We start from the raw sequence: 18,927 nt of genomic DNA, 5'->3' as shown, positions 1-18,927 counted from the left end.
CGCCCCGTCACTAGCCTGCACGTTAGGCTGCTGACGGGGCGCGCTTTCTTGTGCATGCCCCCTTAGGCGGTGCCATCTTCTACCGGCTTTTCCTCCAAGTCCAGGCAGATGGAGTTGATGCAATAGCGCAAGTCGGTGGGGGTATCGTAGCCCTCACCCTCAAAGACGTGCCCCAGGTGAGATTCGCAGTTGGCACACAGAACCTCTACGCGGCGCATGCCTAGCGAATTGTCTTCGCGCTCAATGATTTTGTCCCCTGCGAGTGGGGAGAAAAAGGAAGGCCAGCCGCAGTGAGACTCAAACTTTTCCGTAGAGCGGAAAAGCTCCGTTCCACACGCGCGGCAAGAATAGACCCCCTCGGTGGTGGTATTGGTGTACTCGCCTACGTGGGGCGGCTCGGTGCCGGCTTCGCGCAGGACGTAGTATTCCTCGGGACTTAAGCGCTGGCGCCATTCGGTATCGGCAATGAGCTTGAAATCGGTCATGGGCCGAGTCTAAACCGTGCTGCGCGCGGCACGCCACCAGCCGGCAACCGTAGCGAAAATTGCGACGATAAGCAGCGCCCATCCCGCCGTGGCCGTGAAAAAATTCATCCACCGACCAGCATCCGGGTGCGCTGTAGACGCCCAGGAAACGGGAGCCAAATAGAGAAAGGCCGCAAACCACGCACCCGCAGAATGGAAAACCGAACGCTTGAGCACCACGGTAAACATCAATGGGAATAGCCACATGGAGTAATACTGCTGGCCAAGAGAAGACAGGAAGAAGATACCCACCATGATCGCCCCGCTGGTCGTTAGCGCCCACAAGGTCGGGTTGGAATTGCGGAAGCGCAAAAGCCCGAGAATCGCTGCGGCCGAAAGCGCGGCAAATATCAACCACACGGTCCAATACAGTCCCGCGCCAAAGTCAACGTAGGCGTGGAAGCCTGCCCAGGAAGAATTGGCATAGTCACGGGTTTCTGAGAGGTAGGGCAGGAGGTTATCCACAAAGCCGCTAGCGCCCGGCACGAGCGGCCACGCTAGGAGGTTGAGAATTACCGGTAGGCCAATGCCAGTCGCGAGACTGCGCCATTGCAGCTTGACCAAGGGCAGGAAGAGCAACGGCGCAAATTGCGGCTTAATGACGATGGCCAAGCCAATGACTACGCCTGCCACCCAGCCCAGCCATGGGGTGCGCTCGGCGCGCACGAAAGCCCACAAGAACACGGCCATGCATAGCAAGAGAATGCCATTGATATTGGTAAATGCGAGCGTATTGGTCACCGATTCGGTGACAAAGGCCAAAGCGATAGATACTGGCCACACTGCCGAAGTAAGTGTGCGGCCCACTACAAGGGTGAGCACCGCTAGCGCTGCCACGATTGCAGCCGCGTTGGCGAAGATGAATAGTCCCCGTGCTAGCGAAAAATCAATATGAGCTAGCGGTGCGAGCAGCAGCGTGGCCCCCGGGGTATACAGGTACAGCGGGTCCACGTGGTTATAAGCCTGCTCATAGACCGGCTGGCCAGAGGACATGCGTGCCACAGCGTTATACACGGTGGTGAAATCATCCGTCGGCGTGCCATTGCGCGCGATGATGAACACGCGATGCACAACAAGCAGGATGGCCACAGGCCAGGCGGCGACATTGATTCGGGAATTCACGGCCCCTTAGTCTACGGCCTAGCGGGCGCGGGAATACCGCAGAAACACCGTGCCATCGTGATCGGCCGCGACATTTTCTAACTGCATGCGGCGATGGGAATGCTCGCCCTTAAACGTCGCCATGGGAGTTTCCACACCGGTGGATAGATGTGGGTCCAGGGTCAAATACATCTGGTCGATGGCATCGATGTCTACCAGCTGCCCAATCATTCCTGGCCCGCCCTCGCAGAGCACGCGCTTAAACCCGCGGTCCTTTAAGACGGAAATGTAGTCCTGCACGGTTCCTTCGCCAGCATCGCAGACTTCCGCGCCTGTGGATTCGATGGTCGCGATGCGCTTTGCGAGCTCTTGATTGTCCCGGCTGCTATGGGGGATCAGGATGATGGGAGGGGTAGTGAAGTCTGTGAAGAAGTCCGCGGTGATATCGAAATCAAGGCTGCGGGAAGGCACGGCAATAGGAGCCGGCCGCGAACCATCCCCGTTAGGTTTTACTCCGGAGTAGTCCTCCGCGCGCACCGTTTGCGCGCCCACCAACACGACGTCTGCCCAATTACGTAGCGCAGCAAAAAGCTGCCCATCAGTGTCATTTCCCATGTCCTCGGAAACGTGGTTCATGGTTGCCGATCCAGTTAGTGTGCTGACCATATTTGTGCGGACGGTGAATACATCACCGGAATCGGGGCCCAATAGCGAAGAGATATCCATGCCTTCCCAGCCTAGTCAAGGCACCAGATACCCAGCACGGCAAAGTACCGGGCATAGCCACAGGAGAGGGGCTTACACCAGGCGGATGAGTATTACACCAAGCAAGATCACTGCAATGCCGGCTACCTGGCGCATTGCGACTCGCGCACCCCGCAGGCGATCAATGAGCACGGACCCCAACATGGAACCGAGAAGGGTTGCCACCACAGTAAGCCCAGTGCCAATTTGTGGTACTAAGGCCGCGTTGCCAAAGACAAATAAGGCTCCCAAGGCGCCGCCTGCCCACATCCACCAGGGGTTAGCCTTTCCCTCGGGACGCTCAATGCGAGGGCGCCAGCGCAAAACAATATTGAGCATTACGAGCGCGGAAACGCCAATGCCAAAAGACACCAAAGCCGCACTCACGGGCGACCCGGTAATCTGGCCCAGGTGGCCGTTAATGGCGGATTGGCTTGCGGTAAAGCAGCCAAAGACAAAACCTGCGAGGAGCCAAAGCCACAACGCCGTAGCGCTGTCTTCTTGCTTCGTCGGCGCGCCGGGGCTGGCGACGATAGAAATCACTCCACCGAGGACAATTAGTGCCCCAAGGGCGCGTACCAGGGACAGTGGGGAAGTGGGGGAGTCAAACAGCCCAAAGTGGTCGATGACAAGGCCCATCATGATTTGGCCCGCGATGGGAAGGACTACGGTCTGGACCGCGCCCAAATGAGGAAACAACAGGATATTTCCAGTAAGCGCAACCACGCCGAGCAGACCACCGAACCAAACCCACAGCGGTTCCCCAAAGGCGCGGGAAATGCCAAACTCGCCGCCGGTGACGGCTGTCGCGATGACAAGCAAAGTCAACGTGCCCACGGCAAACGAGATGAGCGAAGAGGAAAACGGCGTGCCAGTAGATGCGCGAAGGCGCGTATTAACCAGGGTCTGAACGGGTAGAACGAGTCCGGCGATAATGCCTAAGAGAATCCACAACACGTCGGGACACTTTACAGACATATAGAGAAACCCGCCCAAGCTCCTATGGAGGGGAGCGATGGGCGGGAGATTGTGGTCCTAACTGGGATTGAACCAGTGACCTTTCCGGTGTGAACGGAACGCTCTCCCACTGAGCTATAGGACCTTGCGGTGGCTTAATCTACACCGCACCAAATTCAAACACCTAATTGGCTGGGCAGGAGTGCGCATCAAGGGGAGGTGGCCTGCGGTCCACTGTCTTGGGAGAATCACACCAGTGTGTTTTGGGATGGCTCGAATGTGAAAAATCGGTGCCAGAAAGAATGCCGCTGGGCTGGGGATTTGGAAACTGGCGCGGAGCACGATAATGTTTCTTCTCGCACCGCAACGGTACAAAGTTCGCGGGGCAATGCGGATGTAGCGCAGTTGGTAGCGCATCACCTTGCCAAGGTGAGGGTCGCGAGTTCGAGTCTCGTCATCCGCTCCACGCTTTTCTTGGGTTTCACCCGTGAAGAGTGATTCTAAATGAATAGCGCGCGATTAGCTCAGTGGGAGAGCGCTTCCCTGACACGGAAGAGGTCACTGGTTCAATCCCAGTATCGCGCACAAGGACTTTGTCCTAGAAACCGGGCCTGGTTTCGCATGCGGATGTAGCGCAGTTGGTAGCGCATCACCTTGCCAAGGTGAGGGTCGCGAGTTCGAGTCTCGTCATCCGCTCCAGCACTGTATTGTGTGAGGCGGTATCGCCACGGTGGAATGGCCGAGTGGTGAGGCAACGGTCTGCAAAACCGTGCACACGGGTTCGATTCCCGTTTCCACCTCAACTTCTTAATGCCTTCGGGCATTAAGCGCGATTAGCTCAGTGGGAGAGCGCTTCCCTGACACGGAAGAGGTCACTGGTTCAATCCCAGTATCGCGCACGAGAGTCCTATTTGGGGCTCTGCAACAAACTCCGGTTTGTTATGCGGATGTAGCGCAGTTGGTAGCGCATCACCTTGCCAAGGTGAGGGTCGCGAGTTCGAGTCTCGTCATCCGCTCAGGTGAGCCGCCCTAGAAATAGGGTGGCTTTTCGCATGTCTAGCTAGGATCGCAGGGTGAACAGCTGTTAGTTGCAGTAGCCACAGTGGAAGGGGTAGCGATGTCACGCAATGTTTTAGTTCCGCTACTGGTGGGTGCCTCAGGCTGCCTGTCACTCTTGGTAGGAAGCGCACTATTTGCTGTGGGGCTATCGGAGGCGGATATCGGTGGCAATTCCGGTAACGCGATTTGGCCCTGCGCTCTCATCGTTGCAGGTACGGTTTCGATAGTCACTGCCTTGATGCTGACTGGTCCTGCATTTGAAAGCAGGCGTGCTGGGGAATGCTGAGGGAGCCAGCTCCAATCATTGAGTTGGCATTCCTTAAATAGTGATAAATGCCTCTTTTTATTCAAGGCGGGGAACTTGTGCGCACTACAGCCCGACATATGACTCGACGCGCTGCTTATCGCGATTGCCGCTCCGGCAAACCGCGCGGCTAGTATGTCTGACAATTCAACTTGTGCATTTTCAACACAAAAGGAGCTATTTATGGGCTACCGCGTACCTTGGCTGCGCCGCACGGCGGCAGCAGTCGGCACTGCAGCACTAGTTCTGGGCGGGTCGATGCCGGCCGCCTTCGCGCACGACTCCGTTATTGGCGGTTCGGTCAAAGACGGCGACCAACTCGACGAGTTTCCGAAGGAAATCACCCTCGAGTTTTCTGGTATCCCCAAAGAAGACTTCAATACCTTTGCCGTGACCAACGCGGATACTGGTGAGAAACTCTTTAGCCAGGAACCGAAGCTCAATGAGCGGGATCTCACCATTGAAACCCCTGCGGATGTCCACCCTGGGCCGGGTAATTACCAGGTGGGTTTCCAGATCACGTCTTCGGACGGACACGCTACCCGCGGGGGAGTGGAATTTTCCGTCAAGGGTGACTCCTCCGAGAGCACCGAGGCGTCTGAAGCTGATTCGGCGTCCCAGGATGGGGATGAGGGCCTACCGACCGCGCTGAAAATCATCCTGGGTGTGGGCGGCGTTTTGGCAATTGCCGCAGTAGTTGCCCTATTTATTGCCAAGTCTCGTCGCATTGATTCGGAAGGTGAAAAATAATGTCCAAGATTTCTAGCATCGCCCTTGTGGGCTTGACTGTGGCCGGCCTCGCCCTGGCGGGTTGCTCACCGCAAAACCAAAATGATTCCACCGAGTCGAAGACGGATGCTGCCACTAGCACAGGGGAAACATCCTCCGCTGCGGAATCTAAGGAACTGACCTTTGAGGATGCTGTCGTGCGCGCCAATGAGGACAAGGACATGACCGCCATCTTTGGCACCCTGGTCAACCATTCCGACAAGGACATCACCATCACTGGATTTTCCACCAGCCTCAATGCCAAAGTGAACCAGATGCATGAGACTGTCGATGGCAAGATGCAGGAAATGTCGAGCCCATTGGTAGTTAAAGCTGGCGAGTCCCACGAGCTGGCACCTGGTGGTGACCACTTCATGCTCATGGAGATGGAAAACCACATCGCTCCCGGTGAATCCCTTGACCTCAAAGTGGAGCTAGAGGGCGGCGAAGAGCTCGATCTGGGCGAGATTCAAACGCGCAGCATGCCTGCCGGCGATGAGGACTACGGCGATATGGCAGGCCACGGTATGGAAGGCCACAACCACTAGTTATGTCTGGATTCAGCAGAAGGGGATTTCTCACCGGCGCTGCGGTATCGACCAGCGCCTTCGCGTTGGCTGGCTGCACTGATCGGGGCTCTTCCCCGGATGCTCAGGCGCAGGATAGGCCCGCGCTTGCCGACGCCCTCGTGGCCTTCGATGGCGACCATCAAGCGGGTATCGCTACCGCAGCGCAGGCCCACCTGAATTTGGTGGGGTTTGACCTTAAAAGGGGCGTCGACAAGCGGGGGTTCGCCAGCCTTATGAAGCTGTGGACCGAGGACGCCCGCGCGCTGTGTACGGGGGAGGCGCCGCTGGGCACGCTAGAGCCGGAAATGGTGCAACAGCCTGCCAACCTGACTATCACCTGCGGCCTAGGCGAGAAGGTTTTTAACCTGCTCGGAGTGGACAAGCCCCAGTGGCTGGGAGACGTACGACCCTTTGAGCGCGATGAGCTGGAGGATAAGTGGGGCCAAAGCGATCTCGTCCTGCAGATCTGCTGCGATGACCCACTGATGAATACCTACGCCCTGCGGCACATGGTGCGCGCAGGCGAGCACTATGCCAGCGTGAAGTGGTTGCAGCAGGGCTTTATTAACGCCTACGGCAGCCAGGAAAAGGGCGCCACCGCGCGCAATATGTTCGGACAAAAGGACGGCACTGTTAACCCACGCAGCGAGGAGGACTTCGCGGCCCAGGTGTGGATTGATAAGGGCCCGCAGTGGGCCAAAGGGGGAACGGCGATGGTGGTACGCCGCATCCGCATGAACGTTGATACATGGGAAAAGCTGGATCGCTCTTCCCGCGAGAACGCTATCGGCCGCAAGCTCGATACCGGCGCCCCACTTACCGGCAAGGACGAATTCGACGCTGCGGATTTCGATGCGGTAGATGACTATGGACTGCCGGTTATCGATAAAAACTCGCACATGGCCGTTGCCGCCCCGCCCGCTGACCACCCGGAGCAGCGCATCCTACGCCGCCCGTATAACTATGAGTTAGCTCCCGATGGCAAGGACAGGCAGCTATCCAATATTGGGCAGGTTTTTATCTGCTACCAGCAGGATCCCACCCAGCAATTTGAGCCTATCCAGGCCCGATTGGATGAATCCGACCTAATGAATGAATGGCTAACCCATATCGGCTCCGCTATGTATTTCTGTCCGCCGGGCACCCTTGCTGCCGATGGGCGTGAATCATGGTGGGCAAAATCGCTCTGCGAGCATGCGGGGTTGTAGAATAGCTATCCGTAAATTTAAATAGCGGACGCGGCCAGGTATGCCGCCGACGCACGAGCGCATAAAGGAGCGCGATTATGGCGGAACTCATCCCCGCAGTACCGGTCAATTACGATTCCTTCACCGTGCCCGCCGGCCAGGCCGTGGGTGCAGCAATGCGAGAGCTCAACCTTCCCAATAAGGGCCCTGAGGCTGTCGTAGTCGTTCGCGGTGAGGACGGCACTCTCTTTGATTTGTCGCACACCCCAGACACGGAGTCCACCTTCACCCCGGTTGCCGCCAGCGAGGAAGACGGCCGCGCCGTCATCCGCCACTCCTGCGGTCACGTTATGGCCCAGGCCGTGCAGGCCGAATTCCCCGGCACCAAGCTGGGCATCGGTCCGGCCATTGAGAATGGCTTCTACTTCGATTTCCAGACCGCCGAGCCTTTCACGCCGGAAGATCTCAAGGCGATTGAAAAGCGCATGAAGAAGATCATCAAGGGTGGTCAGCGCTTTGAGCGCCACGTCTACGAATCTGCTGAGGAAGCGGAAAAGGCCCTCGCCGAGGAGCCCTTCAAGCTCGAGCTGGTCCAGGACAAGGGCAACGTTGACCCTGACTCCGACGAGGCCGCAGAAGTCGGTTCCGGCGATCTCACCCATTATGACAACATCAACCCGCGCACCGGGGACGTAGAGTGGTTCGATCTCTGCCGCGGACCGCACGTGCCGACCACCAAGTACATCCCGGCTTTCACGCTGACCCGTTCTTCTGCTGCCTACTGGCGCGGCGACCAGTCCAAGGCTGGCCTGCAGCGCATTTACGGCACCGCTTTTGAGTCCAAGGAGGCGCTGGAGGCCTACCAGACCATGGTGGAAGAGGCTGAAAAGCGCGACCACCGCCGCCTGGGTCAGGAACTAGATCTCTTCTCCTTCCCGGATGAGATTGGCTCCGGCTTCCCGGTATTCCACCCGAATGGCGCGACCGTGCGCATGGAGATGGAAAACCACTCTCGCAACCGCCACGTCCAGGCTGGGTACTCCTTTGTTAATACCCCGCATATCACCAAGGGTGACCTATTCAAGAAGTCTGGCCACCTGGACTTCTACGCCGACGGTATGTTCCCACCGATGCAGCTCGATGGCGAGTATGACGAAGAGGGCAATACCGTCAAGGAGCCGCAGGACTACTACGCCAAGCCCATGAACTGCCCGATGCACAACCTGATTTTTGCATCCCGTGGCCGTTCCTACCGCGAGCTCCCGCTGCGTCTATTTGAGTTCGGTACCGTCTACCGCTACGAAAAGTCTGGCGTGGTCCACGGCCTGACCCGTGCCCGCGGCTTTACCCAGGACGATGCCCACATCTACTGCACCGAAGAGCAGCTGGAAGAAGAGCTAACCAAGGTCCTCGACTTCATCATTTCCTTGCTGAAGGACTACGGCCTGTCTGACTTCTACCTGGAGCTTTCTACCAAGGACCCGAATAAGTTCGTCGGTTCCGATGAGATCTGGGAGCGCTCTACGTCTATCCTGCAGTCGGTCGCAGAAAAGTCCGGCTTGGAGCTGGTTCCGGATCCCGCAGGTGCAGCCTTCTACGGCCCGAAGATTTCTGTGCAGGCGCGCGACGCCATCGGCCGTACCTGGCAGATGTCTACCGTGCAGTTGGACTTCAACCTGCCGGAGCGCTTCGAGCTGGAATACACCGCGTCGGACGGCACTAAGAAGCGCCCAATCATGATTCACCGTGCGCTCTTCGGCTCCATCGAGCGATTCTTTGGCGTCCTGCTGGAGCACTACGCCGGCGCCTTCCCAGCATGGCTAGCACCGCACCAAGTGGTGGGCATTCCGGTGGCTGACGAATTCTCCCCGCACCTCGAAGAGGTTGCCACCCAGCTGCGTCAGAAGGGTATCCGCGCCGATGTGGATACCTCTGATGACCGCATGCAGAAGAAGATTCGCAACCACACCACCGGTAAGGTTCCGTTCATGCTGGTGGCTGGCGCGCGCGACGTAGAAGCTGATGCCGTATCCTTCCGCTTTCTCGATGGCACCCAGGTCAATGGTGTGCCGGTAAAGGAAGCCGTGGAGCTCATTGCCGCATGGGTAGCAGAGCGTAACAACGAGCAGCCGACCGAAGAGCTCATCAGTGCCCGACGCTAAAGAGACAAACGAAACCGACAGCTCCGCCGTCGCTGAAAGCCAAGCTGCGGTGGAGACCTTCGTTGACTCAGGCGCTGGCGAGCCGGACCGCCTAGAGCGGTTATGGGCTCCTTATCGCATGGCCTATATTGCCAAGCGTTCTAAAGACCCCTTCGTAGAAGCCCCACAGGGGAGCGACGAAGACGGGCTCATCATTGCTCGAGGCAAGTCCGTCTATGCATTGTTGAACCTGTTTCCGTACAACGCCGGGCACCTCATGGTGGTGCCGTATCGCAAGGAATCGCAGCTGGAGAACCTTACGCAAGAGGAATCTCAGGAGTTGATGGCCTTCGCGCAAAAGGCGGTTCGAGTGCTCAAACGAGTCTCACACCCAGAAGCCATCAACGTAGGACTCAACCTGGGTCGTGCTTCGGGCGGCTCGGTAGGAGACCACCTGCACCTGCATGTGGTGCCAAGGTGGCCCGGGGATAGTAACTTTATGACTGTCCTCGATGGGACTAAGGTATTACCGCAGCTTCTGCAGGATACGCGCCGCGTGCTGGCAGAAGGATGGCGCGAGATGGAAGAGGAGGATTCGCGTGCTTAGCGTGCATGGGCGAAAGCCCGCCGCCGTGGTGGTGGAACCTATAGCCAAGGCCTTTTTAAAGCTGGGCCTGACCCCGAATGTGGTCACGGTTGTGGGTACCATCGTCACCATTGCGATTTCGGTGATCCTTATTCCTACCGGCCACCTCTTTTTCGCTGCGGTCCTGTCCGGTCTCTTCGCCGCTTTCGACATGCTCGACGGCACCATGGCGCGCCTGAGCGGCAAGGCTACTGCCTTTGGTGCGACCTTGGATGCGTCCTGTGATCGCATCACCGATGGCGCATTGTTCAGTGCTATTGCATGGTGGCTGATTTATTCTGCGGATTCTTCCCGCATCACGGTCATTGCCTGCTTTGTCACCTTGGTATGTTCCCAGGTCATTTCCTATATCAAGGCTAGGGGAGAAGCGTCCGGATTCAAGATGGTCGGCGGCCTTATCGAGCGTCCCGAGCGGCTTATTTTGGCCCTGGGCGGCATCGGCCTCGAAGGCCTAGGAGTACCGCATGCCATTGAGGTTGCGCTGTGGATCTTGGCCGTGGGCTCCGTCTTTACCGTGTGCCAACGTATGGTTATCGCCGCCCGCCAGGAGCAGCAGTAGCTCATACTGCACCACCTAAAACCAGGAGGTTGTAACACCATGTGGGACAAAGAAGACCTCTCCGCGGCGGGTTACCTCGCGGGGTGGAAGGTGGTGCGCCGTCTGCCCGAGCCCATCGCGCGCACGCTTTTTCGCTGGGGTGCGGACTACGCAAGCGGCAACGGTCGCGGAATGGAGGGCTTGCGCCGCAACCTGGCGCGCGTGGTAGGCCCAGAAAACGTTACCCGCGCGTTGGTGCGCGATTCCGTGCGCTCCTATATGCGCTATTGGATGGAGGCCTTCCGCCTGCCAGCCATCCACGGTGATGCCGGGCTGCATGAGCGCTTGCTCAGTGGCTTGGAAGGCCTCGAGCATTTTGATGCTTCGGCTCAATCCGGGCGCGGCACCATTTTGGCGTTGCCGCATTCCGGGAATTGGGATATGGCGGGCGTCTTCCTCGTTGGCCATTATGGGCAGTTCACCACCGTTGCGGAGCGCCTTAAGCCCGCAGTGCTTTTCGACGCCTTTGTGGACTACCGCGAAACCCTTGGCTTTGAGGTTCTTCCCCTCACCGGCGGCGAATCCTCGCCTTTTGCCCGCCTCAAAGAGGTGCTGGAAGCCGGTGGCGTGGTCTGCCTGCTGGCTGAGCGCGACCTGACCCGAAGCGGCGTTACCGTGGATTTCATGGGGGAAAAGGCCAATATGGCCGCCGGTCCCGCACAGCTTGCTATAGAGACCGGCGCCGCCCTGCACGTGGTGCACTCGTGGTTTGAGGGCGAGGGCTGGGGGCTCTCTGTGTCTCCTGAGCTTGAGGTAACGGACCTGCAGGAGACAACTCAGCGCATGGCCGATGGCTTCGCCGCCAATATCCGCCGCCACCCGGAGGATTGGCATATGCTGCAGCCGCAGTGGAATGTGGACATAGAGAGGCGTCGGCAAGCGCGGGCGGGCAAAGAAGCCCGCAATGCCCGCCACACCGGGCCATCGCAGGAAGGGGAGAGCTAATGCGCATAGGAATCGTGTGCCCCTATTCCTTCGATGAACCAGGTGGAGTTCAAGCCCATATCCTTGATCTAGCCACAGTTTTCATTGAGCAAGGGCACCACGTTCAGGTCATTGGCCCCGCTGCGGAATCCACCCAGCTGCCAGATTTCGTAGTCAAGGGAGGGCCGGCTTTCCCCATCGCGTATAACGGTTCGGTGGCGCGCCTGTCCGTGGGACCCCACGTAACACGCAAGGTAAAGCAATTCATCAAGCAGGGCGACTTCGATGTCTTGCACATCCATGAGCCTAACTCCCCGAGCTTTTCCATGACCGCGCTGGCCGTGGCCCAAGGCCCACTGGTGGCGACCTATCACGCCTCTGCATCGAGCTCCCTGGTGCTGACTCTGGCCAAACCATTCCTCGTTCCCTTCTTGGAAAAGATCCGCGGCGGCATCGCGGTATCCGATATGGCGCGGCGGTGGCAGGTGGAGCAATTGGGCGGCGACCCAGTCCTCATCCCCAACGGCGTGGATACATCGGTCTACGCGCAGGCTCGGCGCCGCAGCCCGGCCAAAGCCCCCGGCGATCCCTTGGAAGTTGTCTTCTTGGGACGGTTGGATGAACCGCGCAAGGGCCTCGATATCCTGCTGAGCGCGCTGCGCCAAGTACACCACGATATCCGCGTGACCATCATGGGCGGCGGCCGCGCCCGCGAGGTTGAGGGCGTGGATTTTGTCGGCCGGGTCAGTGACGCCGAAAAGGCAGAAATCCTGGGCCGTGCCGATGTCTACGTGGCCCCAAATACTGGTGGCGAAAGCTTCGGAATCGTGCTCGTAGAGGCTATGGCGGCCGGCGCGGCTGTTGTTGCTTCTGACCTCGAGGCTTTCCGTGCGGTGTGCAATGCCGATTCCGACGAGGTTGCCGGCGCACTCTTTCGCAATAAAGACAGCGAGGATCTGGCACGCGTCCTCAACGAGGTGCTCGATGATGCCGAGTATCGGGCCCAGTTGGTGCGCAATGGCGTCCAACGCGCCAGCACCTATGACTGGGACCATGTAGCGGCGGCCGTGATGCAGGTCTACGAGACTGTCCAAGACGGCACCAAGGTGAGGGTAAAGCGTTGATGACCATCGAAATCGCCCTAGTCCTCTTCCTACTTATCATCGTAGGTTTGTGGGCACTTTTTACCGCCCAGCGGCTTAACTCGCTGCACATCCGCACTGATGCCTCGCTTGCCCAGCTGCAGGCGGCACTCGACCGCAGGGCAGCGGTAACAGCGGCGGTCGCACCATCGCTTGCGGCGCTAGCTCAGCGAGCAGAGTCTACCGAGCTCTATCAAGGTCACTTTGAACCGCGCACGATGGCCGAGCGGGAACTATCTGCCGCCATCGTGCGGGAGTTTCCCGCGGACCGTCGCCCTGCCGCGCTTGCCGACGCCGAGGGCCGCATCCAACTTGCCCACCGCTTCTACAACGAGGCGGTCAGCGACACTCGCGCGCTGCGCCTGCGCCCTGCGGTACGGCTCTTTCATCTGGGCGGCACCGCAAAATTACCGGAATATTTTGACTATATGCTGGCCGAGTAGCCAGCAGGTCTACCTCAAGATTTAGGAGGCAAGTGCGTGCCGGCCGCGTCGGCGACGGAATACCGGCTTCGCCTCGGTGCTAGCGGCCGAGTCTTCCTCCGGGGCGTTAGGCGCTTGCTGCTGCATCTGCGCCCGCTCGATCTTTGAAGCCAACGCCACCTCGACTGCAAACCAGACAAGTCCGATGATGGCCATGACAACGATGAGGATATTGCGGGCTACCAATAGGTAGACGGCGAACATGTTCTCGCCCACGTGGTTCCAGATGTAGTCATAGTTGAATGGGTAGACCAAGGTGCCCAGCACGGCGGCGATAATGGTGCAGGACGCTAACAAGGCTTGGAATATCCGCACGGAGGCGAATCCTTGCGGCAGGCGCTGGCGGATCACCACGGTAAGCAAGGGGCCCAGCCAGACGATGTATTGCGGGGAGAAAACCTTATTCGTCGCGATGAGCAGCAGGACCATAACGGTAAAAAACGCCATGGTCGTCCGGGTGGTCCATCCGCCGGCACACAGCCGGTACAGCGCCCAGCCCACTGCGAAGACGAGCATGACAATGGTGGCAATAGTGCTCCAGGTCATTGCGGTATCTACGCCAGGCCCGGAAATCTCAAAGCTCTTGGACGGGGCGTAGCCCAGGTGCCAGCGCCCTGGAGTGCGATGTGCCTGCAGCAACAGGAACGTCGCCGGGATGGACTCCAACTGGAGACCGCGCACGCCCTGATAGTTCAGCGGTGAAAGCAGGCGCTCGGTACCAGAGGCAGCAATCGTGACGGTGCAGACTGCGACGATGGTGCAGAAAAACGCGAGTAGGCGTTGCCAGGTTGCGGATCTGTTGAAGCGGCCCACTAAGCCGGCAGCGAGGACTCCTGGCCAAAGCTTCATTGTGGTGGCAAAACCCAGTACCGCCGAGGCGATGAGCGGGCGGGTAGCTAGAAGGGCAGCTGCCCCGGCCACGGCTAGGGCGGGGAATATATCGAGACGCCACACAAAGGTGTGGCCAGCTGCGGTGCCAAAGAGGACCCAGAACCAGGCGGCCTGGAAACTGCGCGGTTGAGTCGCGTGGTGACGCAGAAGGAGGGCTAAAAAGGCGGCGTCCACTAGCAGGGTCATGATGGTGAAGCCGATATAGAATGCGGTGATATTCTCACCGGTCAGCCAGCCCAAGACCACCGTGGGCCAGGTGCCCGAGTGAGGGTATTCGGTCATCATCGTCGGGTCGTCGCCAAAGAGTCCGGCAAAATAGTACGCGACATCGCCCCTGGGATTGTGGTCAATCTTGAGTAGGTAAATAAGGACCAGGCGGGCGATGACCCACCCAATCCATACTGCTGGAACAGAAGCGATGCGTTTCACTCGAAAGACTTTATTCAATGCGCGCTTACTTCGGTAGCGGACATAGTTTCTTCTAGAAAATTCCTCTACTTTTGCGCCCAGAAGTGGGGGGACGAATTGGAAAAACCAACTGTCGGCTCGTCCGGTGAGTAGTGTGGTCAGCAAACGCTGGCAGAAGTGACGTAGAGCATAGGGAGCGTGCAGATGCCATCCATTCGCGAGGTCTTGGCCGTCGAGGAAACGAAAATGGCCGATGTCTTTAAAGGCCCTGCTGTGGAGTCGCGGATTGAGCGTACCTTCGGCGGGCAGATTGCTGCGCAAGCAGTGGCCGCAGCCCAGCACACTGTGTCTGGCAAAGACATCCACTCCCTGCATGGTTACTTTGTAGGCCCTGGCGATGTGAGCCGGCCAATTGAAATCCGGGTCGAACGCATTCGGGAGGGGAAATCATTCGCCAACCGGCAGGTACGCGTCTACCAGGGTGACGTGCTCCTGTTTACCCTCATGGCTAGTTTTCACCGCGACGGCGACTGTGGCCCGCAGCATCAGGACGCCGCGCCGAAGGTGCCATGGCCCGATGAGGTAGCTCGGATGGGCGGTGGTGCCCCGTATTCCACCCGGATCATCCTCAAAGAGTGGGAGGAGTGGGATATTCGCCTCGTGCCAGAAGAAGGACGCGATCCGGTGGCTGCAGAGCGCACCGGTGCAGGCTATCGGCATATTTGGTTCCGCAATACTGGCAGACTGCCTGCGGATTCTTCCTTCCATTGTGCGGCGCTGACCTTTATGTCTGATATGACGCTGATTCGCTCGGCCCTGATTCCGCATCAGGGAGAGAAAGTGCAATTGGCCAGCCTTGATCATGCGATATGGTTCCTGCGCCCATTCCGCGTGGATGAGTGGTTGCTATATGAGCAGGTATCACCCACGGCGTCGAATGCGACGGCGGTTGCGCGTGGCAAGATTTTTACCGAGCATGGTGAATTGGTGGCGTTGGTGAATCAAGAGGGGCTTACACGTTACTTAGATGAAAATTTGGGCAGCGGCTCTGCCCATGGCAATTGGCACAACGTATAAGAACGTCCCGCTTATAAGGGGGTCGCTTTCACGCATTCGTGCAGCACACGTATAATTGCCACCAGTTTCAGCACCCGATTAGAAAGGGACTACATGTCAGGCCACTCGAAATGGGCAACTACCAAGCATAAGAAGGCTGCCAACGATGCCAAGCGTGGCAAGGAATTTGCCAAGCTGATCAAGAACATCGAAGTGGCGGCTCGTACCGGCGGTGGTGACCCAGCGGCTAACCCAACCCTTGATGACATGATCAAGAAGGCCAAGAAGGCCTCCGTCCCCAATGACAACATTGAGCGTGCTCGCAAGCGCGGTTCCGGTGAAGAGGCCGGCGGCGCCGATTGGGAAACCATCATGTACGAGGGCTACGGCCCCAACGGCGTAGCCATGCTCATTGAGTGCCTTACGGATAACCGCAACCGTGCGGCGACCGACGTGCGCACTGCGATGTCCAAGAACGGCGGCAACCTGGGTGAGTCCGGCTCTGTGGCCTACATGTTCACCCGTACCGGCTACGTCTTGGTAGAAAAGGGCGAGCTGACGGAGGATGACGTCTTGATGGCCGTGCTGGAAGCAGGCGCGGAAGAGGTCAAGGACCAGGGCGAGAAGTTTGAGATTGTTTGCGCGCCGACGGACGTGCAGGCAGTCAAGGACGCGCTCAAGGACGCCGATATTCAGGTCGATGACTCCGACAATGACTTCCGTGCATCTGTCGAGGTACCGCTGGAGGCCAATGACGCCAAGAAGATTTTCCGCCTCATCGACGCCTTGGAAGACTCCGACGATGTGCAAAACGTCTACACCAATATGGATCTCTCCGATGAGGTTCTAGCCGAGTTGAACGAGGACTAATCACCTCGTAGCAACGACGGCTCTTAGCGCCGGTAGCGTTCCACGGGTACTGCCTGTAGGAAGCGTTGCCGGCGCTTTTCCATGTGCTGGCTGGATGCTACGCTTGTAGAACACCTGTGTGTAGTCCATAATGGGGCAGTAGGCGGTGCTCAGTGGTGCCAACATGACAATGGGGGAGAGATGAACCTAGAAGGAATGCGCGTGATGGGGATTGACCCAGGCTTGACGCGCTGCGGGCTTTCCGTGGTTCAGGCTGGTCGTGGCCGAGCAATCCTTCCCGTTTCTGTCGGCGTGGTGCGCACCCCTAGCGATAAGGACTTGACGGAGCGCCTCCTGCGCCTTTCGGTGGCGGCGAAAGAGTGGATGGATGACTATTCGCCAGATGTGGTTGCGATCGAGCGGGTCTTCGAACGCGGTCAGGTGTCCACAGTCATGCAAACGGCCCATGTAGTTGGTGTGCTGGTGCTAGCTGCCGCCGAACGCGATATTCCGGTGTACATGTACACCCCGTCCGAGGTGAAAAAGGCCATCTCTGGAAACGGGCGCGCAGATAAGAAGCAGATGACCACCATGATTACCCGTATTCTGGGGTTGACTGAACCGCCCAAGCCTGCCGACGCCGCCGATGCCCTTGCGTTGGCAGTGTGCCACTGCTGGCGTGCCCCGGCCATTGTGCGGATGGACCATACCGGCCTCGGGCTTGGAGCTAAGACCAGCGGCGTGCGCGGGCAAGGCAAGAAGCGCTAGGGAATTTTACTGAGAGTGGAAGGATAGGAAGCCAATGATTGCTGCACTGCGTGGAGAGGTAATCCATATTGGACTCGACCATGGGGTTATCGACTGTGCAGGTGTGGGGTACAAGTTTTTAGCTACCCCAAAAACGCTGGGCACCTTGCGCCGCGGAGAACAAGCCACGGTTCTTACTAACTTGGTGGTCAAGGAAGATTCTTTGACTCTCTATGGCTTTAGCGCTGATGAAGACCGCGAGATGTTCCACGTGCTGCAATCCGTGTCCGGCCTAGGGCCTAAACTTGCCTTGGCGGCGCTGTCGGTAATGGGGGCAGGGGAGCTTGCTGCGGCAATTGGCGCGGAAGATGTGAAGGCGCTGCAGTCTATCCCGGGCGTCGGCAAGCGTATGGCCCAACGCTTGGCGCTGGAGCTGAAAGATAAGGTAGCGGCCTTTGCGCCAAGCGAGCCCGCCGCCGCAGGCTCCGTTGATACTGCCGTCGCGCCGAACGGTGGTGCCGTGATAGACAGCGTGACTGAGGCACTCATTGGCCTTGGGTTTACCGATAAGGGAGCGCGCCCCGTGGTGGAATCCGCCTACGCGGACAATCCCGATGCCGATACGTCCACTCTCTTGCGTGCAGCGCTGGCGCAGCTGGGCAAGAAGAAATAACCGGCAGGAAGGCTGAAGAATCATGTCCGATATTGAGCGCACCGAGTTCAATCTCCCTGAGGGCGTCGACGCGGCGCACGCCACCCAGCGCAATAGCGATGTGGATGCCACCGCACACTCCGAGGAGCATGATATTGAACGCTCCTTGCGTCCCAAGTCGCTCGAGGAGTTTATCGGCCAACCCAAGGTGCGCGAGCAGCTCTCCCTTGTGCTCAAAGGCGCTAAGAACCGTGGGGTAACGCCCGACCACGTCTTGCTTTCGGGGCCGCCGGGCCTGGGCAAGACCACTATGGCGATGATTATTTCCCAGGAGCTGGGCACCTCGCTGCGTATGACTTCCGGGCCGGCTTTGGAGCGCGCCGGTGATTTGGCCGCAATGCTTTCCAACCTGATGGAAGGCGATGTCCTGTTTATCGATGAGATCCACCGCATTGCCCGGCCAGCAGAAGAAATGCTGTACATGGCAATGGAGGACTTCCGCATTGACGTCATCGTGGGCAAGGGGCCTGGTGCTACTTCTATTCCGCTAGAGATTCCGCCATTTACCCTAGTTGGCGCGACTACGCGCGCCGGCATGCTCACCGGCCCATTGCGCGACCGCTTCGGTTTCACCGCGCAGATGGAGTACTACGACACGGCTGATCTCACCCAGGTGATCAAGCGCGCCGCCCACATCCTGGACGTGGAAATTGACCACGATGCGGCGGTAGAAATTGGCTCTCGGTCGCGCGGAACCCCGCGTATTGCTAACCGTTTGCTGCGCCGCGTTCGCGACTATGCCGAGGTTAATGGCACCGGGCTGATTGATCTCAGCGCGGCCCAAGGCGCCCTCGAAGTCTTTGACGTGGATGACATGGGGCTTGACCGCCTCGACCGCGCGGTGCTCAATGCCTTGATTAAGGGACACGGCGGCGGACCGGTTGGCGTGAGCACGCTGGCCATCGCAGTGGGCGAGGAGCCCTCGACGGTCGAGGAGGTGTGTGAGCCTTACCTGGTGCGTGCCGGGATGGTTGCGCGCACTGGACGCGGCCGCGTAGCCACCGCTGCTGCATGGCGGCACTTGGGGCTTACCCCGCCGGAGGGCGCGGCCGGGCTGTTTTAATTCAAGGGCTAGCCTGCTTGGCGACGCACCCTGGGGTTCCTGTGTGCACCGCCGT

At 58.8% G+C, this 18,927-nt stretch carries 19 protein-coding genes and 7 tRNA genes; 20 read left to right on the top strand and 6 right to left on the bottom strand.

Translation table 11 applies throughout. From position 1 onward, the window contains the following. Positions 1–62: 62 nt before the first annotated feature. The 5 genes from msrB to ACKFRX_RS07500 all read right to left on the bottom strand — a co-directional run bounded on the left by msrB (position 63) and on the right by ACKFRX_RS07500 (position 3,471). Positions 63–485: a peptide-methionine (R)-S-oxide reductase MsrB gene (gene msrB, locus ACKFRX_RS07520; protein ID WP_005325013.1), complete on the bottom strand. Its 423-nt coding sequence runs from the start codon at positions 483–485 to the stop codon at positions 63–65. A 9-nt stretch (positions 486–494) separates the two neighbouring features. Further along, positions 495–1,646, bottom strand: coding sequence for a glycosyltransferase family 87 protein (locus tag ACKFRX_RS07515; RefSeq protein WP_408922597.1), 1,152 nt, complete (start codon positions 1,644–1,646; stop codon positions 495–497). 18 nt (positions 1,647–1,664) lie between these two features. After that, positions 1,665–2,351 carry a pyrimidine reductase family protein gene (locus ACKFRX_RS07510; RefSeq protein WP_408922598.1) on the bottom strand — a complete coding sequence of 229 codons (687 nt, stop codon included), beginning with the start codon at positions 2,349–2,351 and terminating at the stop codon, positions 1,665–1,667. 72 nt (positions 2,352–2,423) lie between these two features. Next, positions 2,424–3,326, bottom strand: a complete 903-nt coding sequence (locus tag ACKFRX_RS07505) for a DMT family transporter (RefSeq protein ID WP_408923418.1) — start codon at positions 3,324–3,326, stop codon at positions 2,424–2,426. 73 nt (positions 3,327–3,399) lie between these two features. After that, positions 3,400–3,471, bottom strand: a tRNA-Val gene (locus tag ACKFRX_RS07500). A 245-nt stretch (positions 3,472–3,716) separates the two neighbouring features. Here ACKFRX_RS07500 and ACKFRX_RS07495 point away from each other — a divergent pair. The 15 genes from ACKFRX_RS07495 (at position 3,717) to ACKFRX_RS07425 (ending at position 13,107) form a co-directional block, all read left to right on the top strand. Then, a tRNA-Gly gene (locus ACKFRX_RS07495) sits at positions 3,717–3,792 on the top strand. Between the two features lie 47 nt (positions 3,793–3,839). After that, positions 3,840–3,911: transfer RNA gene (locus ACKFRX_RS07490), tRNA-Val, on the top strand. Between the two features lie 38 nt (positions 3,912–3,949). Further along, positions 3,950–4,025 (top strand) — tRNA-Gly (locus ACKFRX_RS07485). A gap of 30 nt (positions 4,026–4,055) precedes the next feature. Beyond that, positions 4,056–4,126, top strand: a tRNA-Cys gene (locus ACKFRX_RS07480). Positions 4,127–4,153: 27 nt separating this feature from the next. After that, positions 4,154–4,225, top strand: a tRNA-Val gene (locus ACKFRX_RS07475). Between the two features lie 44 nt (positions 4,226–4,269). After that, positions 4,270–4,342: transfer RNA gene (locus ACKFRX_RS07470), tRNA-Gly, on the top strand. A gap of 530 nt (positions 4,343–4,872) precedes the next feature. Then, entirely contained in the window at positions 4,873–5,439 is a 567-nt protein-coding gene (locus ACKFRX_RS07465; RefSeq protein WP_408922599.1) for a copper resistance protein CopC, read from the top strand. After that, positions 5,439–6,005: a copper chaperone PCu(A)C gene (locus ACKFRX_RS07460; RefSeq protein ID WP_005328539.1), complete on the top strand. Its 567-nt coding sequence runs from the start codon at positions 5,439–5,441 to the stop codon at positions 6,003–6,005. The genes ACKFRX_RS07465 and ACKFRX_RS07460 overlap by 1 nt, the downstream gene beginning before the upstream one ends. 2 nt (positions 6,006–6,007) lie before the next feature. Then, complete coding sequence (locus ACKFRX_RS07455) at positions 6,008–7,234, top strand: Dyp-type peroxidase (RefSeq protein WP_408922600.1); 1,227 nt, start codon at positions 6,008–6,010, stop codon at positions 7,232–7,234. Positions 7,235–7,311: 77 nt separating this feature from the next. Beyond that, entirely contained in the window at positions 7,312–9,375 is a 2,064-nt protein-coding gene (gene thrS / locus ACKFRX_RS07450; protein WP_250410640.1) for a threonine--tRNA ligase, read from the top strand. A gap of 49 nt (positions 9,376–9,424) precedes the next feature. Continuing rightward, positions 9,425–9,961, top strand: a complete 537-nt coding sequence (locus ACKFRX_RS07445; protein WP_284814218.1) for an HIT domain-containing protein — start codon at positions 9,425–9,427, stop codon at positions 9,959–9,961. Next, on the top strand, positions 9,954–10,559 hold the full coding sequence (gene pgsA / locus ACKFRX_RS07440; RefSeq protein ID WP_005325002.1) for a phosphatidylinositol phosphate synthase: 606 nt from the start codon (positions 9,954–9,956) through the stop codon (positions 10,557–10,559). Before ACKFRX_RS07445 ends, pgsA begins: the two co-directional genes overlap by 8 nt. Positions 10,560–10,598: 39 nt before the next feature. Beyond that, positions 10,599–11,543, top strand: coding sequence for a phosphatidylinositol mannoside acyltransferase (locus tag ACKFRX_RS07435; RefSeq protein WP_005328534.1), 945 nt, complete (start codon positions 10,599–10,601; stop codon positions 11,541–11,543). Next, positions 11,543–12,646 carry a glycosyltransferase family 4 protein gene (locus ACKFRX_RS07430; RefSeq protein ID WP_005324995.1) on the top strand — a complete coding sequence of 368 codons (1,104 nt, stop codon included), beginning with the start codon at positions 11,543–11,545 and terminating at the stop codon, positions 12,644–12,646. Before ACKFRX_RS07435 ends, ACKFRX_RS07430 begins: the two co-directional genes overlap by 1 nt. Further along, positions 12,646–13,107, top strand: a complete 462-nt coding sequence (locus ACKFRX_RS07425) for a hypothetical protein (RefSeq protein WP_179386583.1) — start codon at positions 12,646–12,648, stop codon at positions 13,105–13,107. The genes ACKFRX_RS07430 and ACKFRX_RS07425 overlap by 1 nt, the downstream gene beginning before the upstream one ends. 21 nt (positions 13,108–13,128) lie before the next feature. Here ACKFRX_RS07425 and ACKFRX_RS07420 read toward each other — a convergent pair whose 3' ends face one another. Continuing rightward, complete coding sequence (locus ACKFRX_RS07420) at positions 13,129–14,466, bottom strand: DUF2029 domain-containing protein (protein ID WP_408927606.1); 1,338 nt, start codon at positions 14,464–14,466, stop codon at positions 13,129–13,131. Between the two features lie 183 nt (positions 14,467–14,649). Between ACKFRX_RS07420 and ACKFRX_RS07415 the strand changes: the two genes are divergently transcribed. The 5 genes from ACKFRX_RS07415 to ruvB all read left to right on the top strand — a co-directional run bounded on the left by ACKFRX_RS07415 (position 14,650) and on the right by ruvB (position 18,872). Then, the gene (locus ACKFRX_RS07415; RefSeq protein ID WP_408919927.1) at positions 14,650–15,522 is read left to right on the top strand and encodes an acyl-CoA thioesterase; all 873 of its coding nucleotides are present in this window, start codon (positions 14,650–14,652) and stop codon (positions 15,520–15,522) included. A 93-nt stretch (positions 15,523–15,615) separates the two neighbouring features. Next, complete coding sequence (locus ACKFRX_RS07410; RefSeq protein WP_150851185.1) at positions 15,616–16,371, top strand: YebC/PmpR family DNA-binding transcriptional regulator; 756 nt, start codon at positions 15,616–15,618, stop codon at positions 16,369–16,371. 180 nt (positions 16,372–16,551) lie between these two features. Further along, positions 16,552–17,118, top strand: a complete 567-nt coding sequence (ruvC, locus tag ACKFRX_RS07405) for a crossover junction endodeoxyribonuclease RuvC (protein WP_040425252.1) — start codon at positions 16,552–16,554, stop codon at positions 17,116–17,118. A gap of 34 nt (positions 17,119–17,152) precedes the next feature. Next, positions 17,153–17,770, top strand: coding sequence for a Holliday junction branch migration protein RuvA (gene ruvA / locus ACKFRX_RS07400; RefSeq protein ID WP_250410631.1), 618 nt, complete (start codon positions 17,153–17,155; stop codon positions 17,768–17,770). 22 nt (positions 17,771–17,792) lie between these two features. After that, complete coding sequence (gene ruvB, locus ACKFRX_RS07395; protein ID WP_179386579.1) at positions 17,793–18,872, top strand: Holliday junction branch migration DNA helicase RuvB; 1,080 nt, start codon at positions 17,793–17,795, stop codon at positions 18,870–18,872. Positions 18,873–18,927 lie beyond the last annotated feature (55 nt).

This window comes from Corynebacterium tuberculostearicum (assembly GCF_046097465.1).
GTDB lineage: Bacteria > Actinomycetota > Actinomycetes > Mycobacteriales > Mycobacteriaceae > Corynebacterium > Corynebacterium tuberculostearicum_I.
The sequence above is the reverse complement of the archived record's forward strand: the minus strand, read 5'-3'. Positions and strand labels throughout refer to the sequence as shown.